Origin of the sequence: Marinomonas pontica (assembly GCF_026191375.1) — a bacterium.
GTDB classification, from domain to species: Bacteria; Pseudomonadota; Gammaproteobacteria; order Pseudomonadales; family Marinomonadaceae; genus Marinomonas; species Marinomonas pontica.
Genome location: NZ_JAODTL010000033.1, coordinates 42,824 through 69,747 on the forward strand (window position 1 = coordinate 42,824; position 26,924 = coordinate 69,747).

Annotated in this window: 24 protein-coding genes and 2 pseudogenes; 9 read left to right on the forward strand and 17 right to left on the reverse strand. The window is 45.0% G+C overall.

What is annotated here, in order from left to right; translation table 11 throughout:
• Nucleotides 1–34: 34 nt before the first annotated feature.
• From dnaE to rpsB, 16 genes are all read right to left on the reverse strand, one after another.
• Nucleotides 35–3,511, reverse strand: coding sequence for a DNA polymerase III subunit alpha (gene dnaE, locus N5P32_RS07575; protein WP_265728494.1), 3,477 nt, complete (start codon nt 3,509–3,511; stop codon nt 35–37).
• Nucleotides 3,474–4,115: a ribonuclease HII gene (gene rnhB, locus N5P32_RS07580; protein WP_265728495.1), complete on the reverse strand. Its 642-nt coding sequence runs from the start codon at nt 4,113–4,115 to the stop codon at nt 3,474–3,476. The genes dnaE and rnhB overlap by 38 nt, the downstream gene beginning before the upstream one ends.
• Nucleotides 4,115–5,272 carry a lipid-A-disaccharide synthase gene (gene lpxB, locus N5P32_RS07585; protein ID WP_265728496.1) on the reverse strand — a complete coding sequence of 386 codons (1,158 nt, stop codon included), beginning with the start codon at nt 5,270–5,272 and terminating at the stop codon, nt 4,115–4,117. The genes rnhB and lpxB overlap by 1 nt, the downstream gene beginning before the upstream one ends.
• A 66-nt stretch (nt 5,273–5,338) precedes the next feature.
• Nucleotides 5,339–6,115, reverse strand: a complete 777-nt coding sequence (gene lpxA / locus N5P32_RS07590) for an acyl-ACP--UDP-N-acetylglucosamine O-acyltransferase (protein ID WP_265728497.1) — start codon at nt 6,113–6,115, stop codon at nt 5,339–5,341.
• A complete protein-coding gene (gene fabZ / locus N5P32_RS07595; RefSeq protein WP_265728498.1) occupies nt 6,115–6,552 on the reverse strand; it encodes a 3-hydroxyacyl-ACP dehydratase FabZ in 438 nt (145 codons plus the stop codon). The genes lpxA and fabZ overlap by 1 nt, the downstream gene beginning before the upstream one ends.
• Nucleotides 6,549–7,589 carry a UDP-3-O-(3-hydroxymyristoyl)glucosamine N-acyltransferase gene (lpxD, locus tag N5P32_RS07600; RefSeq protein WP_265728499.1) on the reverse strand — a complete coding sequence of 347 codons (1,041 nt, stop codon included), beginning with the start codon at nt 7,587–7,589 and terminating at the stop codon, nt 6,549–6,551. Before lpxD ends, fabZ begins: the two co-directional genes overlap by 4 nt.
• Before the next feature lie 3 nt (nt 7,590–7,592).
• Nucleotides 7,593–8,087 (reverse strand): OmpH/Skp family outer membrane protein, encoded by a 495-nt coding sequence (locus tag N5P32_RS07605; RefSeq protein WP_265728500.1) that lies wholly within the window; start codon nt 8,085–8,087, stop codon nt 7,593–7,595.
• 30 nt (nt 8,088–8,117) lie between these two features.
• Nucleotides 8,118–10,433 (reverse strand): outer membrane protein assembly factor BamA, encoded by a 2,316-nt coding sequence (gene bamA / locus N5P32_RS07610; protein ID WP_265728501.1) that lies wholly within the window; start codon nt 10,431–10,433, stop codon nt 8,118–8,120.
• Between the two features lie 10 nt (nt 10,434–10,443).
• Nucleotides 10,444–11,790 carry an RIP metalloprotease RseP gene (gene rseP / locus N5P32_RS07615; protein WP_265728502.1) on the reverse strand — a complete coding sequence of 449 codons (1,347 nt, stop codon included), beginning with the start codon at nt 11,788–11,790 and terminating at the stop codon, nt 10,444–10,446.
• Nucleotides 11,787–12,962 (reverse strand): 1-deoxy-D-xylulose-5-phosphate reductoisomerase, encoded by a 1,176-nt coding sequence (ispC, locus tag N5P32_RS07620; protein ID WP_265728503.1) that lies wholly within the window; start codon nt 12,960–12,962, stop codon nt 11,787–11,789. Before ispC ends, rseP begins: the two co-directional genes overlap by 4 nt.
• Nucleotides 12,962–13,732: a phosphatidate cytidylyltransferase gene (locus tag N5P32_RS07625; protein ID WP_457920481.1), complete on the reverse strand. Its 771-nt coding sequence runs from the start codon at nt 13,730–13,732 to the stop codon at nt 12,962–12,964. The genes ispC and N5P32_RS07625 overlap by 1 nt, the downstream gene beginning before the upstream one ends.
• Before the next feature lie 35 nt (nt 13,733–13,767).
• Entirely contained in the window at nt 13,768–14,499 is a 732-nt protein-coding gene (gene uppS / locus N5P32_RS07630; RefSeq protein ID WP_265728505.1) for a polyprenyl diphosphate synthase, read from the reverse strand.
• Between the two features lie 51 nt (nt 14,500–14,550).
• Nucleotides 14,551–15,108, reverse strand: coding sequence for a ribosome recycling factor (gene frr / locus N5P32_RS07635; protein WP_265728506.1), 558 nt, complete (start codon nt 15,106–15,108; stop codon nt 14,551–14,553).
• Between the two features lie 7 nt (nt 15,109–15,115).
• On the reverse strand, nt 15,116–15,838 hold the full coding sequence (gene pyrH / locus N5P32_RS07640; protein ID WP_265728593.1) for a UMP kinase: 723 nt from the start codon (nt 15,836–15,838) through the stop codon (nt 15,116–15,118).
• A gap of 129 nt (nt 15,839–15,967) precedes the next feature.
• The gene (gene tsf, locus N5P32_RS07645) at nt 15,968–16,828 is read right to left on the reverse strand and encodes a translation elongation factor Ts (protein WP_265728507.1); all 861 of its coding nucleotides are present in this window, start codon (nt 16,826–16,828) and stop codon (nt 15,968–15,970) included.
• 84 nt (nt 16,829–16,912) lie between these two features.
• The gene (gene rpsB, locus N5P32_RS07650; protein ID WP_012068986.1) at nt 16,913–17,647 is read right to left on the reverse strand and encodes a 30S ribosomal protein S2; all 735 of its coding nucleotides are present in this window, start codon (nt 17,645–17,647) and stop codon (nt 16,913–16,915) included.
• A 331-nt stretch (nt 17,648–17,978) separates the two neighbouring features.
• Here rpsB and map point away from each other — a divergent pair, with 331 nt between their 5' ends.
• The 5 genes and pseudogenes from map (at nt 17,979) to N5P32_RS07675 (ending at nt 24,298) form a co-directional block, all read left to right on the forward strand.
• A complete protein-coding gene (gene map, locus N5P32_RS07655; RefSeq protein ID WP_265728508.1) occupies nt 17,979–18,836 on the forward strand; it encodes a type I methionyl aminopeptidase in 858 nt (285 codons plus the stop codon).
• An 84-nt stretch (nt 18,837–18,920) separates the two neighbouring features.
• On the forward strand, nt 18,921–21,614 hold the full coding sequence (glnD, locus tag N5P32_RS07660; protein ID WP_265728509.1) for a [protein-PII] uridylyltransferase: 2,694 nt from the start codon (nt 18,921–18,923) through the stop codon (nt 21,612–21,614).
• A gap of 6 nt (nt 21,615–21,620) precedes the next feature.
• Nucleotides 21,621–22,808, forward strand: a pseudogene (dapC, locus tag N5P32_RS07665) (succinyldiaminopimelate transaminase).
• A 40-nt stretch (nt 22,809–22,848) separates the two neighbouring features.
• Nucleotides 22,849–23,886 carry a 2,3,4,5-tetrahydropyridine-2,6-dicarboxylate N-succinyltransferase gene (gene dapD, locus N5P32_RS07670; protein ID WP_265728510.1) on the forward strand — a complete coding sequence of 346 codons (1,038 nt, stop codon included), beginning with the start codon at nt 22,849–22,851 and terminating at the stop codon, nt 23,884–23,886.
• 67 nt (nt 23,887–23,953) lie between these two features.
• Entirely contained in the window at nt 23,954–24,298 is a 345-nt protein-coding gene (locus N5P32_RS07675) for an ArsC family reductase (protein ID WP_265728511.1), read from the forward strand.
• A gap of 9 nt (nt 24,299–24,307) precedes the next feature.
• Here the strand turns inward: N5P32_RS07675 and N5P32_RS07680 are convergent, their stop codons facing one another.
• The gene (locus tag N5P32_RS07680; RefSeq protein ID WP_265728512.1) at nt 24,308–24,502 is read right to left on the reverse strand and encodes a hypothetical protein; all 195 of its coding nucleotides are present in this window, start codon (nt 24,500–24,502) and stop codon (nt 24,308–24,310) included.
• A gap of 79 nt (nt 24,503–24,581) precedes the next feature.
• Here N5P32_RS07680 and dapE point away from each other — a divergent pair.
• The 4 genes and pseudogenes from dapE (at nt 24,582) to panD (ending at nt 26,841) form a co-directional block, all read left to right on the forward strand.
• A pseudogene (gene dapE / locus N5P32_RS07685) lies at nt 24,582–25,738 on the forward strand (succinyl-diaminopimelate desuccinylase).
• Nucleotides 25,739–25,762: 24 nt separating this feature from the next.
• Nucleotides 25,763–26,029: a hypothetical protein gene (locus tag N5P32_RS07690; protein WP_265728513.1), complete on the forward strand. Its 267-nt coding sequence runs from the start codon at nt 25,763–25,765 to the stop codon at nt 26,027–26,029.
• Nucleotides 26,030–26,033: 4 nt separating this feature from the next.
• On the forward strand, nt 26,034–26,408 hold the full coding sequence (locus N5P32_RS07695) for a hypothetical protein (RefSeq protein WP_265728514.1): 375 nt from the start codon (nt 26,034–26,036) through the stop codon (nt 26,406–26,408).
• A gap of 52 nt (nt 26,409–26,460) precedes the next feature.
• Complete coding sequence (panD, locus tag N5P32_RS07700) at nt 26,461–26,841, forward strand: aspartate 1-decarboxylase (protein WP_265728515.1); 381 nt, start codon at nt 26,461–26,463, stop codon at nt 26,839–26,841.
• Nucleotides 26,842–26,924: the final 83 nt, after the last annotated feature.

The window sequence follows — 26,924 nt, forward strand, 5'->3', positions numbered from 1 at the left end:
ACGCTTCGTTCCATTACAAAACTATTAAATGAATCTAAGTATACACTAACTGAACATTTTGTTTACCGTATTGTTTCTGAAGTTGGTGAATTAATTCATCATCAGGACGAACTTTCCACCCAGATCCTAAACGAATATCACCACACGCTTGAGGTGTATCAAAACCAATAACGACATCACAACCGTCACCGCGATAAGATTCCATATAGTTTGCTAATGCTTGTATTTCTGTTGGTGTGACTGTTTCAGACGTCCAAGTAATGCGCAATGCCTCAACATAACGAACTCGCGCCTGAGCAATATCAAGGATATTGCGGGCAATGACTTTTTGCCCTCCCCTGAATTCATCAACACTGATTTCACCTTCCACAACCACCACTTCATCTTTGACAATAACGTCCTTAAAAGTGTCGTAGTTATCTGGAAATACCGTCACTTCAATACGAGCGGAGCGATCATCCAGCGTGACGAAGGCGATGTTACCACCTTTTTTACTCTTGGTAATGCGCAAGTCTACAATCAAACCAGCCATGATTTGGGTGTCACCACGCTTAGGCTGCAGATCAACAATCTTTGAACGAACAAAGCGACGAATCTCTTTCTCATATTCATCGATTGGGTGACCTGTCACATACAAACCAAGAGTGTCTTTTTCCCCATCCAGACGCTGACGAGGCGGCCATTCATGCTGAATACCAATTTCTTTATAGGCATCTTCAGTACTCTCATCGACCGCGATACCAAATAAATCCATCATCCCAGCGTCTTGGTTCTTAGCATCTTGTACCGCGCGTTTGAGCGCTTCATCAATACAAGCGAACAAGGTTGCCCGATTCGGACCTATAGTGTCAAACGCGCCGGAGCGGACTAAGGCTTCCATGACTCGCTTATTAACCTTTTTACCAACGCGTTGGCAAAAATCGAATATATGCTCAAAAGGTCCTTCTTTTCTGGCCTCAACAATCGCTTCGATTGGGCCTTCGCCTACGCCTTTAATCGCACCAAGACCATATACAATGGCGCCTTTCGGATTGACGGTAAACTTATAGACCGACTCATTCACATTTGGCAGCTCTAGGGCCAGCGCCATTGAACGGCATTCTTCAATGAAGATAACGATCTTATCAGTGTTCTGCATATCCGCAGACAACACTGCCGCCATAAATGGTGCTGGATAATGATTTTTCAACCAAGCAGTTTGATAAGAAACCAAAGCATAGGCTGCTGAGTGAGATTTGTTAAAACCATACCCAGCGAATTTTTCCATCAGGTCAAAGATGTTACCCGACAAGTCTTTATCAACGTTGTTTTTAAGCGCGCCTTCCATAAAGATTAAGCGCTGCTCGGCCATAACTTCGGCTTTTTTCTTACCCATAGCACGACGCAGCAAATCGGCACCACCAAGCGAGAACTTAGCCAGTACCTGAGCAATCTGCATTACCTGCTCTTGATACAAGATAATGCCGTAAGTCGGTTCCAAAACGGGAATCAAGTCTTGATGTTGATAATCTGGATGAGGGAAAGCCAGCTCGGCACGACCGTGCTTACGGTTGATAAAGTCGTCCACCATGCCAGAACCCAAAGGCCCCGGACGATACAAAGCCACCAAGGCTATAATATCTTCAAAGCGCGACGGTAAAAGCTTTTTAATCAACTCTTTCATACCACGGGATTCCAGCTGGAATACCGCGGTGGTTTCTGCTCGCTTTAGTAGCTCGTAAGTGGATTTGTCCTCAAGGTCGATCAAGGAAATATCGAGCGGTGGCTTACCTTCCAGCTCGTTAATAGCATCGATGTTTTTTACCGCCCAATCGACAACCGTCAGTGTTTTCAGACCCAAGAAGTCGAACTTTACTAAGCCCGCTTCTTCTACGTCATTTTTGTCGTATTGGGTAACCAGACCAGAACCGTCTTCCTCACAATAAAGCGGGGCAAAATCAATCAACTTAGTCGGAGCGATAACCACACCACCGGCGTGCTTACCAAAGTTACGAACCACCCCTTCTAGGGAAATCGCCATCTCCATGACTTCGGCGGCGTCTTCATCCCCCGCCAAAAATTCTGGCAATGCAGGCTCTTCTTCCAAGGCTTTTTTAAGCGTCATGCCGATTTCAAAAGGAATCAGCTTCGAGAGCTTATCACCCAAACTGTAGGGTTTTCCTTGTACCCTCGCGACATCTCGCACCACGGCTTTTGCCGCCATCGCACCAAAGGTGATGATCTGAGACACCGCATCACGACCATAGGTACGTGACACATAATCGATAACGCGATCTCGGTTATCCATACAGAAATCGATATCGAAGTCAGGCATGGATACCCGCTCTGGGTTCAAGAATCGTTCGAAAAGTAGATCGTATTCCAGTGGATCAAGATCGGTGATTTTTAGGGCATAAGCCACCAAGGAGCCCGCACCAGAACCACGCCCCGGCCCTACGGGAATATCGTTGTCTTTGGCCCACTGAATAAAGTCCATTACGATCAAGAAATACCCAGGGAACCCCATTTGATTGATAATGGTTAATTCAAAATCCAAACGATCCCAATATTCTTGGCGACGTTTTTCAATACGCTCGCCGTATTTTTTGGTCAGAAAATTAAAGCGCTCAATCAAGCCATCATAGGAGAGCTTGCTAAAGAACTCTTCCATCGTCATGCCTTCTGGCACTGGATAATCCGGCAAGAAATATTCCCCCAGCAACACATCAACACTGCAACGCTTAGCTATTTCTACGGTATTTTCGAGCGCTTCTGGAATGTCTTGGAACAGCTCAGCCATTTCTTCAGGCGTTTTAAAATACTGCTCTTCAGAGTAACGACGCTTACGGCGCGGATCATCCAAGGTAACGCCATCGTGTATACAAACGCGCGCTTCATGGGCTTCAAAATTTTCACGCTTTAAAAAGCGTACGTCATTGGTTGCAACCACGGGGCAATCCAGCTCCGCCGCTAACGGCACAACCGCATGAATATAACTTTCTTCGCCAGAACGGCTCGTTCGCTGCAACTCCACATAAAAACGGTCAGGAAACACAGACATCCAATGAGCCAAGCGTTTTCTAGCGTCTTCATTTCGACCTTTTTGCAGCAAATAACCGATATCGCCAAAGCCCGCTCCCGACAACGCGATAACATCTTCGCTGTATTCTTCTATCCATTTGCGTTGGACAATAGGACGCCCTTCCACCTGACCTAACTGGTAACCTTTTGAAATAATGGCGATGATGTTTTTATAGCCCTTATTCGACGTAGCCAATAAGGTAAATCGATAACGAGAGTCCACATTCTCATCTTCATCTACCACAACATCAGCACCGCAAATGGGCTTAATGCCTTTTTCCATCGCCCCTTTGTAAAAGCGCACAAAGCCACACAAGTTATTCTCATCGGTGATCGCTACCGCTGGCATGGACATAAATTCGGTTGTACCGAGCAGGCCTTTGATTTTGACTAGGCCATCTACCAATGAAAACTCAGTATGTACTCGTAGATGTATAAATGACGTGGACAATGCTTATCCCTCTAAAATCTTTTTTAACAGGTCCAAAACTACGCCGATGTATTGGCGTAACACCATGTAAACGAATGGCCTCAAGATGCTGTGCGGTTGGGTAACCTTTGTGTTTTTCAAAACCATATTCTGGGTACTGTTGCGCAGCTTTAACAATGTCTCTATCTCGGGTTACTTTGGCCAAGATAGAAGCAGCAGAAATGGCGGCCTGTCTGGCATCCCCTTTAACCACCGCTTCAGCACTACAAGGCAAATTAGGCGGGATACGGTTCCCGTCCACTAATACATGCTCAGGTTGAATGGCAAGTAATGCAACTGCTCGCGACATGGCTAACATACTGGCATGAAGAATATTGATGTCATCAATTTCTTCTATCGTGGCACTGGCAATGCCGTACGATAATGCTTTTTCTTGAATTTCTAGAAATAACGCTTCGCGCTTTTTTTCGGTCAATTTTTTAGAGTCTGCCAACCCTAGAATTGGTCGCTTAGGGTCCAAAATAACCGCGGCGGCCACCACCTCGCCCGCCAAAGGGCCTCTTCCCGCTTCATCGGTACCTGCGAGTAAATCGCCGAAATATACCTGACTAACAAAAGGCTCCATTACGTCTTTTTCCCTTCTAACATAGAAACAATTGCCTTTGCGGCTTTCTCTCCGGCATTTTTTCGTAACATTTTGTGCAAATTGAGGTATTTGTCCTGAATGGACTTGTCGTTCGTAAAAGACTGCCATGTTTGCACCAAACGAACAGCCAAATTGTCAGGAGTGGCTTCGTCTTGCAATAACTCTGGCACCAATGTCTCGTTTGCCAGCAAATTAGGCAAAGACACATACGGCACCTTAATCATTCTCGACATGATGGCATAGGTCAGCTTATTGACTCGGTAAGACACCACCATTGGTCGCTTCACCAGCATGGCTTCTAATGCCGCTGTTCCGGAGGCCAACAAAATCGCGTCGGAGGCTGCCATAACCGTTCGGGACCGACCATCAATCAAAACAGCTTCTGCATTCGCCTCATGCAATATCGTTTCAATTTGAACCCGTCGCTCTTTATTTGCCGCGGGGATCAAAAATGTCGCGTTTGGTTGATGCTGTTTAATGCGTTTCATTGTTTCTATAAAAAGCGGCGCTAAACGAGACACCTCGCCCTCACGAGAGCCAGGTAAAATGCCAAATACTGGACCAGAAATGTCCATAAGTCCTAAATCTTCTCGAGCTTCCGTCACCTTACTTTCTAACGGAATATCATCGGCCAATGTATGACCAACACACACAACTGGAATATTGTGCTCATGATAAATAGGCAGTTCAAACGGAAAAAGCGCTAACATAAGGTCAACGGATTTTTTAATGTTAAAAATGCGTTTTTGTCGCCACGCCCAAACAGACGGACTGACATAGTGTACAGTTGGAATGCCAGCCTGCTTCAGTTTTCGGGCCAGAGGCATATTAAAGTCGGGCGAATCAATACCGATGAATGCCGTAGGTGGGTTATTGATACAAGCCTTAAATAACCGTTTACGAATTCCCAAAAGCTCTTTTAGGCGTCCCAGCACCTCAACCAAGCCCATCACAGACAAACGGTCCATCGGCACAATACTCTTGAAGCCCTGTGCTTCCATCAATGGACCGCCAATGCCTTCAAAAATCGCATCTGGCTGTAACAATTTTAAATGCGCAATTAAATTTGCCCCAAGAATATCTCCCGAAGCCTCACCAGCAACCAACACATAACGCGCTGCAGACGTTACTTGCATTTTTTACAACCTCTAATAATAAAAAAACCCCGAAGCGGTCCGGGGTTTTCTTTTAATCCTCAATGCCTATCGGACTATTCCGCGTCTAGAATGTCGAATGGACAAAATAAACTCGGCCACCTCTGGGATCCGAACCAGATCTCCTTGTTCGAGATCAGCCAATGCCGCCTCTAGGGTCAAGCCTTTCAGATAAACCATCTTATACGCAGTTCGCAGAGCACGAATAATATCAGGGGCCGTACCACGACGGCGCATTCCTTCGAAATTCATTCCATGTGCTTTGGCAGGGCTTCCTGACACCATGACGTAACGAGGTACATCTTTGGACACCATGGATCCCATGCCGCACATGCTGAATGAATTGACTTGGCAAAACTGATGAATACCCGTGTAACCACCCAAAATAACATTGTCGCCCACGGTAACGTGGCCAGCTAAGGCGGCAAAGTTAGCCATAATATTATGGTCGCCCACTGTACAGTCATGGCCAACATGCGTACTGGCCATAAATAAATTATGGCTGCCTATCGTAGTAATACCATTATCCTGAATAGTACCACGGTGAATGGTTGCGTTTTCACGAATGACATTGCTGTCACCAATCACCAGACGAGTTGGTTCACCTTTATACTTTTTATCTTGGTTTGCTTCTCCAACCGAAGCGAACTGATAAATCTCATTATTGGCACCAATGGTGGTATGACCATTAACAACAACATGCGATTTGATAACACTACCAGCTCCAATTTTAACATTCGGTCCGATGACACAAAACGGACCAATCTCCACACTGGAGTCAATCTCTGCTTTCGAATCGATTAAAGTCGTTGGATGTATTGCCACTATATCTTCCTGTCTGCACACAGAATGGAGGCAGAACAAGCAAGCTCGCCGTCTACCGTTGCCTTACACTCAAATTTCCATATACCGCGTTTTTCCGTAACTATTTTTGCTTCTAGCTGTAAACGGTCACCCGGCACAACAGGACGTTTAAAGCGCGCTTTATCGGAACCAACAAAGTAATAAATAGAGCCATCTTCTGGCTTTTTGTCCATGGTTTTAAAGCCAAGGATTCCCGCGGCCTGCGCCATGGCCTCAATAATCAAAACACCTGGCATTACAGGGTGATTTGGGAAATGGCCATTAAAGAACGGTTCATTAATAGTGACATTTTTATACGCTACAATGGACTCATTCAAGTTCAGTTCAACAACACGATCTACCAATAAAAACGGATACCTATGAGGTAAGTATTGGCGGATTTCATTTACGTCCATCATTTATTATCAACCTTCTCTAAAAACTTATTAACCTGTTGTTTCAACTGTGAAAACTGCTTTGCCATTTCATCAATTCTTCTGACTCTAGCAACGGTTCGGCGCCATTTATTGGTTGGCTCCATTCCCATTCCTGAGGAGAAAGACCCACTTTCAGGAATGGAATGGCTGATCATACTCATGCCTGTAACATGAACATGATCGGTAATATCCAAATGGCCGGCAATACAAACCCCGCCTGAAATAGTGCAAAAAGCACCAATTTTTGTACTTCCAGCAATCGCCGTACTCGCTGCGATCGCGGTATTATCGCCAATTACGACGTTATGAGCAATTTGAACTTGATTATCAATTTTAACGCCATTGCCAATCTGAGTATTTTCTATGGCACCACGATCAATTGTTGTACTTGCACCGATTTCAACCGAATCGCCCAGTACAACAGAACCTAACTGGTTAATCTTTTCCCAGCGCCCCTCATTCGGAGCAAAACCGAAACCATCAGCGCCGATCACGGTGCTACTATGTATGATGCAATTGGCACCCAGCACCACATCATGGTACAAGGTGACATTAGGATAAAGTATAGAGCCTTGGCCTATTTTAACACCTCTCCCAACCACGCAACCGGCACCAATAGTACACCCTTCGGATATCACTGACTCCGCATCGATGACCGCATTCGGCCCGATAACGACATCACTGGCAACACTTGCTGTTGGAGCGATTACTGCACTGGGATGAATGCCAGTCCACGAGTGAGTCTCTGGCACAAACAAATTAGACAATTGAGCGAACGCTAGGTAAGGATTGGACACAACAATGGCATTGCTAACCAGTTGCGCAAGCGCTTCACTTTTCACAAGCACAGCGCCTGCTGATGTTGATTCAAGTTGACTTGCGTATTTAGGGTTCGCCAAAAAACTTAGCTCTTTGGACGTTGCATTGTGCAAGGTTCCCAGCTTTTCAATAACCAAGTTAGGATCGCCTTTTACAACCCCTTGGACTTTGGCGGCCAATTGCCCTAGCGTATGGCTCATATTTTAATTGTCCTTATTAATTCTTTTAACCAGCTCATCTGTAATATCTGATGCACCTGTTGCATATAAGCTAAGCTGTCTATTCAGCACCAAGTCTAATTTACGCTCTTCGATAAGGGACTTAAGAGCCGCCTCACCTTTAGGTGTTAAAGACTGGATTAACTGTTGCTCCAGCTCTTTTGCTTGGCGCTGCATGTTAGCAGCCATAGCTCGAATCTTATTTTGGGTTTCAGCCAATTCTGCACGGCGCTTTTTAAATTCATCCTGAGACAAGGTCAGTTCATCGCGTTTCAAATTGTTCGCGGACGCTTCAAGGTCTTCTTGCTCTTTTTTCAAACGAGCGTCCATTTCAGCCACTTTCTGCTTTGGTTCCTTCGCCGCCTCTTGACCAATATTACTCTGTAAGAGAGCCGATCTAAAATCCACTACGGCAACTTCGGTCGCTTGCACACTGCTTATAAAGCATAGAGCAAAAATGGCGGTTATGAATATTTTCATTGTTCATCCTATTAAATAAAGCGGTCTTAATTAAAAAGTCGTTCCTAACTGGAACTGGAATAAATCAGTTTTATCCCCGTCTTTTGCATTTAAAGGTTTAGCAAAATTAAACGATAAAGGCGCAATCGGTGTAATCCAAGTCCAGCTTAAGCCAATGCTGTATCGAATTTCAGCCAGGTCAACACCTTCATTACAGTCTGTATTACTACTGAGGCAAGAATCGGTAAACACGTTACCTGCGTCTAAAAATAGAGCGGTACGGACGGATTTATGATCCTCAACCATAGGCAAAGGGAAAATCAACTCTGCTGTACCTGTCATCAAGATATTACCGCCCAAAGCGGAAGGTGTATTCGATGAAGTTGAATCATAAGAGTTCTTAGGCCCTAATGACGAAGCGCCATAGCCTCTTACAGAATAAGAACCACCCGCAAAATAGTTTTCAAAGAAAGGCAGTGTATCTGTGTCACCGTACCCCATACCATAACCTAAGCGCCCTTTAAGACGGAACAGCCAGAGGTCTGAGCCATTTAAGTTCCAATACCCCTGCGAGGTCAGTCCTAACTTAGCATATTGCTGATCGCCAACAGGAAGCGCAACTTCTAAAGAGGCTTTGGTCGAGTAACCTTCTGTTGGTAACACACCACCAATCAGGTCACTGTCACTCCACGTCAAACTGGCAATCACATCATCATAATTGTCGCCGTGAGTCTGAACGTAATCGTCCGTTTCGTTAGATGGATCGTAACCTAATTTGACGGTTGTTTCTTTTATTGTCATCCCAAACGCAAGACGCTGAGTGTCAGAAATTGGGTAGCCATAGTTAACTCCCACACCAATTTCATCTAAGTCGTAATCTTCCACATCATCATCAGCATGATCACTTGTCTGATAAAATATTTGAAAGCCTCGACTTACACCATCAACAGTAAAGTAAGGGTTATCATAACTGATCGAGTAATCTTGGGTTTGGTTTGTGCGAGACGCATTGAAAGACAACTTATTACCTGTCCCCAAAAAATTACGCTTTGAAATACCAAAACCAAGGACCGTCCCATCTTCTTGCGAGTAACCAATACTAGCCTGAATACTGCCAGAAGCTTGCTCTTGAACCACAACATCTAGGTCCACTTGATCTGAAGTACCCGCAACTGGCCGCGTACGCAAATCAACGCTACCAAAGAAACCCAGTCGTTCAATTCGGCGTTTGGACGACTGAATTTTTGAATGTGTCGCCAATGCCCCTTCAAACTGTGTCATCTCACGACGCAACACTTCATCCTGAGTTTCACTGTTGCCGCTGAACGTAATGCGGCGAACATACACTTTAGGGCCAGGTGTTATCTGATAGCTTAGATCCACGGTGTGATTATCGAACTTCTCCGGAATCACATTTACATTGGTAAATAAATAACCATTATCCCCAAGTTCTGTTGAGATTCCCTCAATAATCGATGTCACTTCACTTCTAGAGAAGACGTCACCGCTTTTCTGTGTGATCTTTGACCACACGCGATCCTCCGAAATCGGCAGGCTACCACTCAATGAGACATTGTTAATTTTGTAGGGCTTACCTTCGTCCACATTAATGACGATATACACATCACGCTTGTCCGCAGACAAACTTACCTGACTAGAAACAACACTAAAATCCAAATACCCTTTGTCTAAATAGAAGCTTTTAAGCGTGTTGATGTCGCCTTCTATTTTTGCTTTTGCATATTCGTCCGCAGAACTAAAGGGATTCCAAGAACCCGTTTCAGCCGATTCAAAGTCTTTCGTTAATGTCTCTTCATCAAAATCGTGATTGCCGACGATATTGATGTGTACGATTTTAGCGGTGTCCCCCTCATCAATATTGATCACGATCCCCGTGCGATTACGAGGCATATCTTCAACAGAGATATCGACTTTGGCACTGTAGCGACCAAGCGCATAGTATTGACGCTGAAGTTCTTGGGCAATTTGATTGAGTGTTTCTGGCTTATAAATCTCACCTATTTCTAACCCAGATAACTTTAATCCGCGCTCTAAATCTTCGGTTTTGATTAGCTCATTGCCTTCAATGGTCAAATTACCAATAGAAGGTCGCTCATCAACATCAAAAACCAGCACGTTATTTTCTTCATAGACATCAATATCACTAAAGTAACCCGTGTCAAAAAGAGCCGTAATGGCTTGATACACTTTACCAGAGTCATACGACTCGGTCTTATCAAAACCAATCACATCAAAAGCTCTGGCTGATGGCATCTGCACGAGCCCATCAATACGAACATCTTCTACCGTTTTTGCAAAACTCTGCACGCTTAATAAAGCCAACAATACAGCTGAAACGACTTTCACAAATACCTCTCTACAAGCGGGCAATATCGTTAAAAATGGCGACGGCCATTAAAGCAAATAAAAGAGAAGCCCCTAGACGGTACGCCAATCCCTGAATTTTTTCAGACACTGGCTTACGTCGGATGGCCTCTATGCCAAAAAATAACAAATGCCCACCATCCAACATAGGAATGGGCAATAAATTAAGCACCCCCAAACTAACACTGAGGTAAGCCATGAATTTCAAAAAGGACTGAAGTCCAGAGTCTGCTGACGCACTGGCCACTTTAGCAATGGTAATGGGGCCAGATAAATTATCTACCGAAATCAGACCTTGCAACATTTTACCAATAGAAGATACGGTTAACGAGACCATCTTATAAGTTTGCTCGACACCATAATTCAGCGACTCAAACACACCATATTGACGTTCACGAATAAGACTGCCATCCCATTTCGGAGGTACAACAGCCAGACCGGCATACCCTATTACACGACCATTCTGCTCCATAGAATTCGGAGTTAACGTCAAGACCGTGACATTTTGCTGACGTTGCACTTCAATACGCAACGCCTTATTTGGGCTTTTCTGCACCAGCGACACAACTTGCTGCCAATTTTTAATCACCACACTATTGATGGCTAAAATCTGGTCATCCGCCAAGAAACCCGCTGACTCCGCAGCCCCGCCAGCAACAACCTGAGCAACAATAGGGAGCACTTCAGGTTGCCATGGAGACACACCAAACGCACGAATTAAATTGTCTGGCTCCTCTCCTACCAACCATCGATCAAAGTGAATGGCATCTTCATGTAAAGATCCACCGCCTTCTGATTGATAACGAACCATAATGGTTCCCGTTTTACCTATCAAGCTTGCTAACACTAAATTTACATCTTCCCAAGAGGTAACTGACTCCCCTGCGATGGCCACAAACTCATCGCCAATTTGAAGCTGAGTTTGCGAGACAGGCGAATTTGTCGAGATATTACCGACTTTAGGAGCAATCGACTGCACACCAAGTAGTGCGACTAGCCCATAAATGACAATTGCCAAAATAAAATTGGCAACTGGACCGGCTGCAACAATAGCAATACGCTGCCACACGGTTTTCGAGTTAAATGTCTGATCTCTTAGAGTTTCAGGCACATTCCCTTCACGCTCATCGAGCATTCGAACGTAACCACCAAGAGGGATCATCGCCAAGGTATATTCCGTGCCAGTTTTTCCAACATAACGATAAATCGGCTTGCCGAAGCCAACCGAAAAGCGCAACACTTTAACCCCACAGCGCCGCGCCACAAAGAAATGGCCAAATTCATGAAACGTAATAAGAAGACCAAGAGCAACAACAATAGAAAGAACATTCTGTATCATGAAAAGCTACCACGAGAAATCATATCCAGAGCCAGCTGACGTGCAGCGCGGTCAGCGTCAAACACATCGTCAAGAGAGCTCACCCCAACAGTATCAGCAGACATCAATACTCGCTCATTCAATCGAGCAATATCCAAAAAGCCAATTTGGCGATGCAAAAAAGCCTCAACCGCGATCTCATTAGCCGCATTTAAGACGGCCATCGCCGTTCCGCCCATAAACCAAGCATCCGCTGCCAATTTCAAATTAGGAAAACGGGCCAAGTCAGGCGCTTCAAAATTCAATCGAGCAACATCAACCAAATTTAAAGGAGCCACATTCGTTCCAATTCGCTGAGGCCAACTCATACCGTAAGCGATTGGAATTTTCATATCAGGGTTACCCATTTGGGCAATCACAGACCCATCCAAGTAAGACACCATTGAATGAATAATGCTTTCTGGATGAACCACCACATCCACGTCATAAGGCGTCACATCAAACAACCAACACGCCTCAATCAATTCAAGGCCTTTGTTCATCAAAGAAGCAGAATCAATCGAAATCTTTTGCCCCATAGACCAATTTGGGTGCTTACAAGCTTGTTCAGGTGTAACCGACTTCATTTCCTCTAGTGTCCAAGTTCTAAATGGACCACCAGATGCCGTAAGGAGTATTTTTGACACATCCCGTTTATGAGCGCCATGTGACGTTTGCGGCAAGCTTTGATAAATCGCATTATGCTCGCTGTCTATTGGCAACAACATGACATCGTTCCGAGCAACCTCATCCATAAAAAGCTTGCCAGCCGTAACCAAGGACTCTTTGTTCGCCAACAACGTCCGCTTACCTGCTCGAATACCAGCCAATGTTGGTTTTAAACCAGCAAACCCCATGATTGCAGCCATCACCTGATCAACAGCAGAGTCAGCCGCAATACTCTCTAATGCTTCCGCTCCCCACTCAAATGAAATATCCATTCCATGGCACTGTTGAGCCAATTCATCTCGAGCTGCCTGCGTCCCCATAACGACTCGCTGCGGTGAAAAGCGACGACAGATATCCGCCATTTTCGCCACACTTTTATTGGCTGAAGCACTGACTAAAACAAATTTTTCAGGGTGCTGAGCAATGATATCCAGAGTGCTTTGACCAATTGACCCCGTCGCCCCTAACAAACAAATACCTTGCATTAAAGCCATCCCACCAAACTAAGCAGCAACACATAAATCGGAGCCGCTGCGGTCAAGCTATCAACACGATCCATCACACCACCATGGCCCGGGATCAAATGGCTCGAATCTTTTATACCCTCGTGTCGTTTAAATAAACTTTCAGTCAAATCACCTAAAACAGAGACAGAAGACGTTACTAGTGCAATAACCGCCAACAAACACCAATTAGAAAGTGAGAAGTCACTCAAAAAGGCAAAGATAATTACGCCAATTTGGGTCAACACCAAACCACCAGCTACGCCTTCCCAAGACTTTCCAGGGCTAACAAAGCGCGCTAGCTTTCTTTTGCCGAAAGCACGCCCCGCAAAATAAGCGCCAGAATCCGCCCCCCAGATCAACCCCATCAGCAACAACACCCAAACAACAAAGTCATTTGACTGTTTAAGGACAACCAAAGCCGACCATGTGGAAATCAAGACCAACACACCAAACAGCAAGCGACTAAAAACAAACTTCCACACCAACAATGTTGGATAACGAGTGACCCAATACAGCGCCAGCCCCCATAGAATGGGGCTCATATAAAGCGACATTTCCTGAAGATGATTATTCAAAACCAAAAAGCACACTGCGCCGATACAAAGCGCAAACACCACTCGACCGACTTGGTTGTTAACACCGGATAAACGCGCCCACTCCCAACCAGCCAAGACCACCACGGCCGCCATCGCAAAAATAAAGCTCGTCGCCTCAAGCACAAACACAGCACAAACAAATAAAACAGCCATTATAATGGCACTAAGAATTCGAGGAAGTAACATGTTTATCGACCACCGTAACGACGTTGACGATTTTGATAAGTTTGGATAGCCTCATCAAAATGTTGTTGATCAAAATCCGGCCATAATACCGGCAAAAAAACAAACTCAGAATACGCAGTTTGCCATAGCAAAAAATTGCTTATACGTTCTTCACCAGAAGTACGAATTAGCAAATCAGGAGGAGGTAAATCGGACAATTGAACATACTCACCCAGCAACGTCTCATCCACATCGTCAGCAGACAATTCACCCGTTGCCACGCGCTCAGCAATTTTTTTCGCAGCCTGCGCAATATCCCAACGCCCACCATAGTTAGCCGCGATAACCAGTGTCATCTGATCGTTTTCTTTCGTTGCGTCTTCCACGCTTCGAATTTGCTTCTGAAGCCCTTGACTAAAACCCGACAAGTCTCCCACGACGCGAAGCCTAATCTTATGCTGGTTTAAGCGCTTCAGCTCTTTTTTCAAAGAACGCATAAACAGCGCCATCAACCCATCCACTTCCAGTTTAGGGCGTTTCCAATTTTCGCTTGAAAAGGCAAACAAGGTTAACACTTTAACGCCTGCTTTTGCCGACGCTTCCACCACACGTCGAACCGCCGAAGCGCCTGCAGTATGACCTGCAATACTGGGAAGGTGCTTTTTCTTTGCCCATCGATTATTGCCATCCATAATAATGGCAATATGATCAGGCGCGACTACTGGTTCAATTCCAGCGCCATCTAATTCAGACATAGCGTTATCCTAGTCAATAAAAAAAGCGAGCCCAAAGGCTCGCTTTTTTTATTAGATTTCCATCAAGTCTTTTTCTTTTGCAGCAAGACGTTCTTCCACTAGAGCAACATACTTATCTGTGATTTTTTGAACTTGATCCTGTCCACGACGATCGTCGTCTTCAGAAATTTCTTTTTCTTTCACTAGGTCTTTCAAGCTACCGTTAGCATCGCGACGAATATTACGGATGGCAATACGGCCATTTTCCGCTTCGTTCTTGGCTTGCTTGAAATAGTTTTTACGCGTTTCTTCTGTCAGAGCCGGCATAGGAATTCGAATCAAATTACCATTGGTAGCCGGGTTCAAGCCCAAATCGGATTTCATAATGGCTTTTTCAATTTCTGGCACAAGATTATTCTCCCAAGGAGAAATACCAAGCGTTCGCGCGTCTTCAACAGTGATGTTGGCAACTTGGCTAAGCGGCGTTTCAGAACCGTAGTAGTTCACTTTTACCGAATCTAGAATACTAGGATGTGCACGACCTGTACGGATTTTTTTAAACGCAGACTCTACAGAAGCCACGGCTTTACCCATACGGTCTTCTGCATCTTTAAGAATTTCGTTGATCATAATTTCCTCACTTAATCAGTGTACCTTCACTGCCGCCAACCATGATATTCACCAAGGCTCCAGGCTTATTCATATTAAATACGCGAATCGGCATCGCATGGTCACGAGTCAAACAGATCGCGGTTAAATCCATAACCCCCAACTGTTTTTCAAGGACTTCATCGTAACCCAATGTATCATACTTCACGGCTGTCGGATCTTTCATTGGATCAGCCGAATAGACGCCATCCACTTTTGTTGCTTTCAATACAACGTCAGCATCAATCTCAATACCACGCAAACAAGCGGCAGAGTCAGTTGTAAAGAATGGATTACCCGTGCCAGCTGAAAATATAAGCACATCACCTTCTTTCATCAGACGCATTGCTCGACGTCGATCATAAGGCTCAACAATACCGGTCATTGTAATCGCTGACATAACCCGAGTCGCAATATTGGCACGCTCTAAAGCATCGCGCATCGCTAACGCATTCATAACGGTCGCTAGCATCCCCATGTGGTCACCGGTTACTCGATCCATACCAGCCTGGCTCAACGCCTGACCACGGAACAAATTACCGCCACCAATAACAATACCCACTTCCACACCAATGCCGCGCAATTGACCAATTTCCAATGCGATACGATTTAGCACTTTCGGGTCGATACCAAAGGACTCATCACCCATCAAGGCTTCGCCGCTCAGCTTAAGCAAAATTCTTTTGTATTTTGGACTCTTTTCTTTTGGCATATCAACCTCCGGCAATGATTTCATTTCTTGAATAACTGAGGTCAATGTAGCCGACACTCATCGCACTTGTCTTTCATAAAAAGGGGCAGTCAAGCTGCCCCTTTTTTTGCAAGACATCACAACAAAGAATTAACCTCTAAGTTGTGCTGCTACTTCTGCTGCAAAGTCGACTTCAGCAACTTCAATGCCTTCACCTACTTCTAGACGAATGAAAGAAGTCACTGTTGCGCCAGCGTCTTTAACAAGCTGACCAACTTTGATTTCTGGGTTCTTAACAAAAGGCTGCTCAGTCAAGCTGTTTTCAGCCAAGAATTTCTTCATACGACCAACGATCATTTTATCAACGATCTCAGCTGGCTTACCAGCCATGTCTGGCTGCGCACGAACAATTTCTTCTTCTTTTGCAAGAACTTCTGCAGGCATGTCTTCACCACGTACTACGCGAGGAGACACAGCAGCAACGTGCATAGAAACATCTTTAGCTAGCTCTGCGTCGCCGCCTTCTAGCTGAGTCAAAACAGCGATTTGACCATTACCGTGAAGGTAACCACCAACCAAACCACCTTCAATGATTACAGCACGACGAGGCGTGATGTTTTCACCGATTTTTTGAACCAAAGCTTCGCGTGCTTCAAGCATGTCACCTGAAATCACTTTAGCCATGTCAGTTTCTTTTGTTGCAAAAACAACATCAGCTACTTTGTTTGCAAAGGCAAGGAAACCTTCATCACGAGAAGCGAAGTCAGTTTCAGAGTTTACTTCAACCAAAACGCCGTAAGATGAATCATCAGCTACACGCATAATGATTGTACCTTCAGCAGCAGTACGACCTGCTTTTTTAGCTGCTTTCATGCCACTTGATTTGCGTAGCTCTTCGATAGCCAGTTCGATGTCACCGTCAGCGGCAGAAAGTGCTTTTTTGCACTCCATCATACCTAGACCAGTACGCTCACGTAGCTCTTTTACCAATGCTGCAGATACTGCGGCCATGTTAAATCCTCTTTATACCAATTCAAATTTAAAAAAGGAGGTAGAAACCTCCCTTTAGAAACCAGAACAAACTAGAAAGTTTGCTTACGCTTCAGTAGCTTCGCTTACTTCAACGAACTCGTCAGCAGTACCAGCAGTCGCATTGCGACCTTCAAGAACTGCATCAGCAAAAGCACCAACGTACAACTGAACCGCGCGAATCGCATCATCGTTAGCTGGGATGATGTAATCAACACCATCTGGATTGCTGTTAGTATCAACGATACCAATAACAGGAATACCTAATTTGTTTGCTTCTTTAATAGCGATACGTTCGTGATCAACGTCAACTACGAACAATACATCTGGAAGGCCGCCCATGTCCTTGATACCACCCATAGAAAGCTCTAGTTTTTCAAGCTCACGAGTACGCATCAAAGCTTCTTTTTTAGTCAGCTTATCGAATGTACCATCGGACATTTGTGTTTCAAGCTCACGTAGACGCTTGATAGATGCACGAATAGTTTTGTAGTTAGTCAACATACCACCTAACCAACGGTGGTTAACGTATGGCATACCAGAGCGAGCAGCTTGCTCTTTGATTGTTTTAGATGCAGCACGCTTAGTACCAACAAACAACACCTTGTTTTTGTTTTCAGCCATTTTTTTAACAAGCTCAAGAGCGTTGTTAAGAGCTGGAACAGTGTGCTCAAGGTTAATGATGTGAATCTTGTTACGAGCACCGAAAATGAAAGGCTTCATTTTTGGGTTCCAGTAACGAGTTTGGTGACCGAAGTGTGAACCAACCAATAATAGGTCGCGCATAGAAACTGTAGGCATTTTACTATCCTTTAAATTTGGGTTATTTATGCTTACCAGCTAAAAACGTCAGTCAAACAAGGTTTAAAGCAACCTAAGACACCCAAGACATTTTTATTTATTGCGGCAAGATCGTTGATTTAAGTTAATTCGCTTATTTTGGACACAAGCCCAATAAGCCGGCGTTTTATACCATATTTTACAAAAAACCAAAAGGCTTGAGTGCTTTTTTTACTGGCTTTTTGAGTCGTGTTTTTTTCAAGCAGAGAGGCGATTCTAGTGCCCAAGTCATGTAGAATATCCCGCAACCTACTTTTTATATAGACACACACCGATTTAAGATACGCAAATTATGAGCAACGAAACCTTACAAAAAGTCGAAGAGCTGACCAAAAATGGACGCAGCAACGTTCCTAACTGGACCCCTCGCACAGCGTCTACCCGATTCACTGACATCAGCGACATTGAAGGCATGCGAACCGCAGGCAAACTGGCTGCCGAAGTGCTGGTTATGCTAGAAGAATTTGTTGTCCCTGGCGTGACCACGGAACAACTCGACATTATTGCGCATAACTACATTGTTGATATTCAAGGCGCGATTCCTGCGCCACTGAATTATCATGGCTTTCCGAAATCCTGCTGTACGTCTGTAAATGACGTCATTTGTCATGGCATTCCAAATGACAAAGCATTGAAGAAAGGCGACGCCGTTAATATTGATATCACCATCATTAAAGATGGCTATTATGGCGATACCAGCAAGATGTTTTTTGCCGGCCCAGCATTGCCACATGCAGAGCGACTTGCGAAAGTGACCCAAGAGTGTCTTTACCTTGCCATTGACATGGTTAAGCCAGGCACACGACTAGGTGACATTGGCGCGGCCATTTCAGCACACGCACACAAACACCACTATTCAGTGGTAGAAGAATATTGTGGGCATGGTGTCGGCACCACTTTTCATGGTGAACCACAAGTTGCGCATTACGGAAAAGCCGGCACGGGTGTCATGCTTGAAGAAGGCATGACACTGACGATTGAGCCCATGATCAACGCAGGCAAAAAACAAGTCAAACACACAGGCCCAGATAACTGGATTGCCAAAACCAAAGACGGCCGACTGTCAGCACAATATGAACATACCTTATTGGTAACCGCTTCAGGTGTTGAGGTTCTCACTCGTCGCCCAGAAGAAACTCGCTTCTCATAACGAAGCGAGTTTTTTATTCGACTGACACGCCACTAATTTGCGGCACTATTTTAAAAATCATTATTCATTCTTCGAGGCTCTTGTATGGACTTCCCTGCTTTTCCAGACGCTCCGCCACTGCTATCAACGGAAGAAAAACACGAACTGTCCCAGCCGGGCTGCTCTATTCCGCGCTACAAAGCCATTATTGAAGAAAAAACCAACATTTATAACGACCTTTTTCACTCGCTTTATCCAATCGAGAAACTCGTAAAAGGTTTATCCTCTTTTTTCGACGAAGTCATGCAAGCCGCATGGACATCAAAAGCGCTCGACAGCGAAGTGCATGTTAGTCTCGTGGCGGTTGGCGGATACGGGCGTGGAGAGCTGCACCCAAAATCAGACATTGACCTACTCATCTTGATCGAGAATGAAACATCGGCTCCTAAAGACAAAATAGAGTCCTTCATTACGTTTTTATGGGACATTAATTTAGACGTTGGGCACAGCGTGCGCACTATAGATCAATGTACCGAGATGGCCGCAAAAGACATCACAGTTATTACTAACTTAATTGAGTCTCGCACCTTAATCGGCCCCGTTGACTTGCTCGCAACATTAAAACTGCACGTTGACATCTCTCAAATGTGGGATGGACACTCCTTTTATCAGGCAAAACTGACTGAACAAAAACAACGTCACGCAAAATATCAAAACACCGCCTACAACCTAGAACCCAACCTAAAAGAGTGTCCAGGCGGCCTAAGAGACATGCAGGTGATTGACTGGGTAGCAAAACGCCACCTTCACACCCATCGACTTAGCGCACTAATAGAGAAGCAATTCTTATCAGAAGATGAATACATTCAGCTCAAAGGCGCAGTAAGCAACTTATGGCGCATACGCTGGGCTTTGCATATGGTGGCGGGACGAAAAGAAGATCGACTTCTTTTTGACCACCAACGCACCTTAGCCAAACTGTTCGGCTTTGATGACAATGACTTAAAGCGCAATGTTGAGCGTTTTATGCAAGGCTATTACCAAAGCGTTGCCGCAATCCAACAACTCAACGACTTGCTCCTTCAGCATTTTGAAGAATCCTTTTTAGCCAAAGACGAAATCAATGTTGTCGAAGTCCTAAACGACCATTTTCAAATTGCCAATGGTCAGCTTGAAGCACGCTCTAATACGCTCTTTCAAGACAATCCTTCAAGCATGCTTGAAATATACGTCTTACTTGGTGCCCACGAACACATCAAAGGTATTCGTGCCAACACCATGCGACAGCTACGCGACAACTTAGACCTAATTGACGACGACTTTAGAAACAATAAAGTCAATACAGATCTCTTTCTTGATATCATTGCCAGCCGATATCGCCTTACCAGCATATTAAGATCAATGAAACACCTTGGGCTACTTGGTCGATACTTACCAGAGTTTGGTGCCATTATTGGGCAAATGCAGCACGACCTATTCCATATTTATACGGTAGATGCTCATACCCTCCAGCTGGTCGAGAATTTGCGACGCCTATGGTTACCCGAATTCAAACAAAAATTCCCGATTTCTGCTCAGGCCATTCGCCATGTAGCAAAAGTCGAGTTGCTCTATATCGCTGGTTTGTACCACGACATCGCGAAAGGACGTGGCGGGGACCATTCGGAACTGGGTTGCGTTGACGCTCAAGCCTTTTGTGATCGACACGGTCTGCCAAAGCGAGACACCGACCTTGTCGTCTGGCTGGTTCGAAACCACCTCTTCATGTCTGTGACAGCCCAACGCAAAGACATTTCAGATCCAGAAGTCATCTGGGAATTTGCCAGCTATGTGAAAGACCAAGAACATCTGGATTACCTTTTCATTCTAACCGTAGCGGACATCAACGCCACCAACCCGACAATGTGGAACAGTTGGCGCGCGTCTCTTATGCGTCAACTTTATTTGGAAACCAAGCGAGCCTTGCGCCGTGGTCTAGACTATCCAATTGATGCCGACATGATCAGTGACGAACACAAGCAACGCGCACTGGAAATTATTATCGAGCGAAATGTCGATATCATGGAAGCCGAAACCATTTGGGAAACCATAGAAGAAGAGTATTTCATACGCTCAAATGGCGATGAAATTGCCTGGAATACCGAAGCCATTTTGCGTCATAGACCAAGCGATAAACCACTGATTGCGATCACCCCACTTGGCGGTCGAAATTTTTCTGGTGCCAGCAAAATTTTTATTTACACGCCCATTAGCAAACACCTGTTTGCCGTTACGGCCGCCACATTCGAGCAGCTTGGGCTGACTATTTTGGACGCCAAAATCAGCCACACCACCAACAACTACAGTCTAGATAGTTTTGTCGTTATGGACAGCAACGACAACGACACCAATCTTCATTTAGACAAAGAACGCATTACCTTGATTCGTAAAACCTTGATGGAGCAACTTGAAACACCGTCTCTTTTCGAGAGTGTCGTACAGCGCCACACACCCAGAATACTCAAAATATTCAACTCCCCGTCAACGGCTCATTTTGTTAGCCAACCGGAAGAAGTGTGGTCTGCGCTCGAAATAACCGCACCCGATCGACCTGGCCTGCTGGCTCTCGTCGGACAATTTTTCATGAACCACAATATCATGCTGCACAAGGCCAAAATCGCTACCCTAGGTGAGCGAGTGGAAGACACTTTCTACATCACAGAGGAAAATGGCGACCTCATCACGGATCCTGACACCATGAACAACATCTGCACCCTTTTAAAAGAGAAAATAGACCGTTTTTCTCAAGCAATGGACTAAAGACCAATGAACCCTCTTATACATTCTTTGCACCCATACCCATTCCAGAAGCTTGCTGAGCTGATCGAAGGGTTAACGCCCAATCCAGAAAGCCTCTGATTAAACTGACCATTGGCGAACCTCAGCATGAAGCACCCGCGATTGTGCTTGAAACACTCGCCAATAGTTTGGGTGGCGTGAGCAAATACCCAAGCACTAAAGGGGAGCTTCCTCTTCGGGAAGCCATTAGCAAATGGGCTATGAAGCGCTTCAATTTGGATGCACTCAATCCAGACACAGAAGTATTACCGGTGACAGGCACTCGTGAAGCATTGTTTGCCATCACGCAGACCTTAGTCGGTGAAAAAGAACAACCTCTTGTCGTCAGCCCAAATCCGTTTTACCAAATTTATGAAGGAGCCGGCATTCTTGCGGGTGCTGACCTACACTTTTTGCCTTGCGGCTCAGAAACGAACTATAAAGTCGACTACCAACAAGTAAGCGATGAGACATGGCAGCGCTGCGAAGTACTGTTTGTGTGCTCTCCTAATAACCCAAGTGGCAGTATTACCACCCTAGAGGAATACGCCTACCTTATCGAAAAAGCACAAGCGTTTAACTTTACCATTGTTGCTGATGAGTGCTATTCAGAAATTTATTTTGGGGAACAAGCACCTCTGGGCTTATTAGAAGCATGCCAGCAACTTGGTCACACCACGTACAAGCATTGCCTTATCTTCCAGTCGCTGTCCAAACGCTCTAACCTGCCAGGCTTAAGATCCGGCTTTGTCGCTGGTGATGCGACTATTCTTAAGCCGTTTTTGCTGTATAGAACATACCAAGGCTGCGCAATGCCAATACACCACCAAGACGCATCCATTGCCGCTTGGAATGATGAAGAACACTGTCATTAAAAATCGTGAAATTTACACTCGCAAATTTGACTCTGTATTAGAAATACTGTCCCCCGTCATGCCCATTTCAAAACCCGAAGCCGGGTTTTACCTGTGGCCTGAACTTACTATGACAGACGAAGACTTTTGCACTTTGCTGTATCAAGAAGAATCGGTTTTAGTTCTACCAGGCAGCTATTTAGGCAGAGAAGACAACGGCAACAACCCTGGCAGCCACCACGTAAGAATGGCGCTCGTTGCAGAAGAGTCTGAATGTGTTGAGGCCGCCAAAAGAATCCGGAATTTCTTAAGCCGCAGATAATTACCAAATTTTAGTTAGACAACTCAGTTGGAGAGCACACATGAGCAATACCATTTTCGCATTCGGTCTAGGCATCGGAGCACAAAACAAAGAAGGCAACTGGCTAGAGGTTTTCTACCCGACACCGAGCCTTAATGTTGAAAAAAGCACACAAGATGCACTTCTGGAAAGCACCAATTATGAAGGTGGAAACAGCACCATCGTATTAGACGAAGGTGACTTGAACCGTCTTCACATGAGCCTTTTAAAAGCAGGCAACATTGAGCAAGCAGAGCTTGCCTCGCGCCTAAAAGCCTCGACAAAACCTGTGATTCTATGTGTGCTTGCGACCGACGAAGTGCCAAGCAACCCAGCTGAAGTCTATCTAAAGCTTCAGCTAATCTCTCACCGCCTTGTTCAACCACACAACACCGTGTTGGATGGCATGTTCGGCTTGTTGATCAATACCGCTTGGACAAGCGAAGGTCCTATTGATGTTCGTGAATTGGCAGATCGTCAGTTAAGCGCACGCATGGAAGGCCGCACAATCGAGGTCTTTAGCGTTGATAAATTCCCTAAAATGCTTAATTTCATCGTTCCTACTGGCATTCGTGTAGGCGACGCAGCACGAGTACGCTTAGGCGCACATTTAGCCGAAGGCACAACCGTGATGCACGAAGGTTTTGTCAACTTTAATGCTGGCACACTAGGTAACAGCATGGTTGAAGGCCGTATTTCTGCGGGTGTTGTTGTAGGAAATGGCTCTGACCTTGGCGGCGGTTGCTCGACAATGGGAACTTTATCTGGTGGTGGCAACATTGTCATTGCAGTTGGTGAAAAATGCCTAATTGGCGCCAATGCGGGTATCGGAATCGGTCTTGGTGATCGTTGTATTATTGAATCTGGTCTGTATATTACAGCGGGTTCTAAAGTGGCCGTTCTTGATGAAAACAACCAAGTTGTTTCTACAGTGAAAGCGCGTGACTTGTCTGGTCAATCAGACCTTCTATTCCGTCGCAACTCTTCAACGGGCGCGATTGAGTGCAAAACAAACAAAACCGCCATCGAATTAAACGAGGCGTTGCACGCTCACAACTAATTCAGTACCAAGAACCAACAAGCGCCATTTTGAACCTTTTCAAAGTGGCGCATTGCGGGGAAATAAAATGATTGAAATATATGGCATTAAAAACTGCGATACCATGAAAAAAGCCTTTCGTTGGCTAGATGACAACAACCTTGACTATTCGTTTCACGACTATAAAAAAGAAGGCGTTAACGAAGCGCAAGCAAAAGCATGGCTTGAACAACTTGGCTGGGAAAATGTCATCAATAAACGCGGAACAACATGGCGTAAATTAGAAGAAGACGTCAAAAATACAATGGATAACAACAGCGCCATCCAAATTATGTTGGCTCAACCCTCGATTATTAAGCGACCTCTCATCACGTTTAAAGAGTCCATTTTACTGGGCTTTAATGCAGAGGAATATAGCCAAAAATTGCTTTAGGTTGATCCACTAACGCAGTACAGGTGTGTAAATGCGAGGGGTTTCTTTTCTCTGAGTCATCGGTGCCACAGTTGGTGTATAGCCAGAAGAAGAAACATCCGAGCGAATAACAGGGACAAAATAAGATTCTTGAATAACAGGTTGCTGAAAAAGGCTACAACCAGTGGAAATCAACCCTAAAAAAACAATGACACCTAACTTCATAACCCCACCTTAATTTGAATCTCCTGTTATAGTAACAGAATCTTCCATAAGGTAGCGAAATCCAATACAAAGGTAAAGAATGTCTGACTTGTCCCCCACCCTAAAACTTGCCCTAGATCTTATTTCTCGTCCCTCTGTCACACCAGAAGACGCTGGCTGCCAAGACTTCATGATAGAACGATTAAAAAACATTGGTTTTGAGATCGAACTCATGCCTTTTGGCGAGGTTAAAAACTTCTATGCAAAACGCGGCACATCAGGGCCAAACCTCTGCTTTGCTGGCCACACAGATGTTGTTCCAACAGGGCCTGAATCCGAATGGAAAATACCGCCGTTCTCACCCGCCATCGTAGATGGCATATTATATGGACGCGGAGCAGCAGACATGAAAGGCAGTTTAGCAGCCATGGTGACAGCCGCTGAAAATTTTGTTGCGAAACACCCCGATCACCAAGGCCAGATATCCTTTCTAATCACAAGCGATGAAGAAGGCCCATTTGTTGATGGCACCACTCGTGTTGTGGATGCCCTTATGGAACGAAACGAAAAAATTGACTGGTGCATTGTCGGCGAACCATCCAGTACAAAAACATTAGGCGATATCATAAAAAATGGCCGCCGCGGCTCATTCAGTGGCGACTTGACAGTCTACGGCAAACAGGGGCATGTTGCTTACCCTCACTTGGCGGAAAACCCCATTCACCTAGCAGCGCCAGCGCTTGCTGAGATGGCCAATGCTCACTGGGATAACGGAAATGACTTTTTCCCCCTACCAGCTTCCAAGTGTCCAACATTCAATCAGGAACAGGGGCAACCAATGTTGTCCCAGGTAAACTGAATGCGCAGTTTAACTTCCGTTTTTCGTCTGAATTAGACTTTGATGCGCTTAAAGTTCGTGTCATGGACATCCTAGATAAACACAATTTACGCTATGACATCGAATGGACCTACAATGGCCTACCATTCTTGACTCGACCCGGTGAACTAGTCGATGCCATTGTTGACGCCGTTCAATCCACAGTAAACATTACCCCAGAGCTGTCCACTTCTGGCGGAACGTCAGATGGTCGATTCATTGCAAAAATGGGAACCCAAGTGGTAGAGCTTGGTCCAATTAACGCTACGATTCACCAAATTAATGAATGTGTGGACGCAGAGAGCTTAAATCACCTTTCAACAATCTACACTCGAATACTAGAAAACCTTTTTACGAATGTAGAGCAAAACACCCCATAAACCGATACGAAAAAGCCACGCAAAATGAGAAACATCATACACAAAGCGGCCATGAAACTGGGAAATAACCCAAGACAGGCCTTAATAAAAATGATCCAAGGTGGATTGGTGTTTGTCTTTGGCGTGCTAATGCTTATGGTGGCTGACCGCGTTATCGCAGAATCGTTGGCCCAAGAAATCATCGCATTGTTTGGGCTCATCCTTGCAGGTTGTGGCGTGTTATGGACATTAATAGGTTACCTATCCATGAGTGTTCTGCGAATTTATCACATGATTAAAAAGAAGGATTAGAACGATGCAAACGGATATCGAAATATATGTATTGTCTTGCCCGACAGAGAAGATCATCAATTGGCTAGAAAGCACCTTTACTCTTGTTAAAAAAAGCGCGCCTTCTTCTCTGTGTTCTAAAGTAACAGTAATAATGAATGACCATGATGTCGAAGTCACAATTTTAGAACAAGCTGCAGGAAAGCGATTCACCTCTATTTGGTTTAACTCCGACCAAACCCCTTGGGAAAATGACATTGCCTGCGCAAAACAAGCGTTTAACGCACTAAATTGCGAGGTGCGGTGTAACTTTCAAGGATGGGAAGAAGAAGGCGAACAGGACCCAGACCAATGGTGGCGAATCAATAGCCACGAAGAAGGCCCTTTTATTTGGAACTAACCTTCCACATTGATAAAAATAGCAAAACAGAAAGATTAAGAGAGACATTTACATGCAAATTACACTTCTCAAAGGCAAGCTTCACATGGCCAGCGTCACCCAAGCAGAGCTTTGGTATGACGGTTCTTGCGCCATTGATAAAGACCTTGTAGAGCTTGCTGGCTTTAGAGAATTTGAACAGATAGACATTTACAACGTGGATAACGGAGAGCGCTTTCACACCTACGTAATTCTTGCAGAAGCTGGCTCAGGCACCATTTCAATGAACGGTGCGGCAGCAAGAAAAGTGCAAGTGGGTGACCGTGTCATTATTGCCGCTTATGGACAAATGAACGAAGCAGAAGCCGACGAGTTCAAGCCAAAGTTAGTTTATTTAAACAAAGATAACACGGTAGAAAGAACAACCAACACGATTCCTGTACAAAAAGACTAAACACGTCCAGCCTCGCACTGCAAAAAGCGATTTCAAGAACAAAAAAAGGCCGCTTCTACATTTTATTAGAAGCGGCCTTTTTT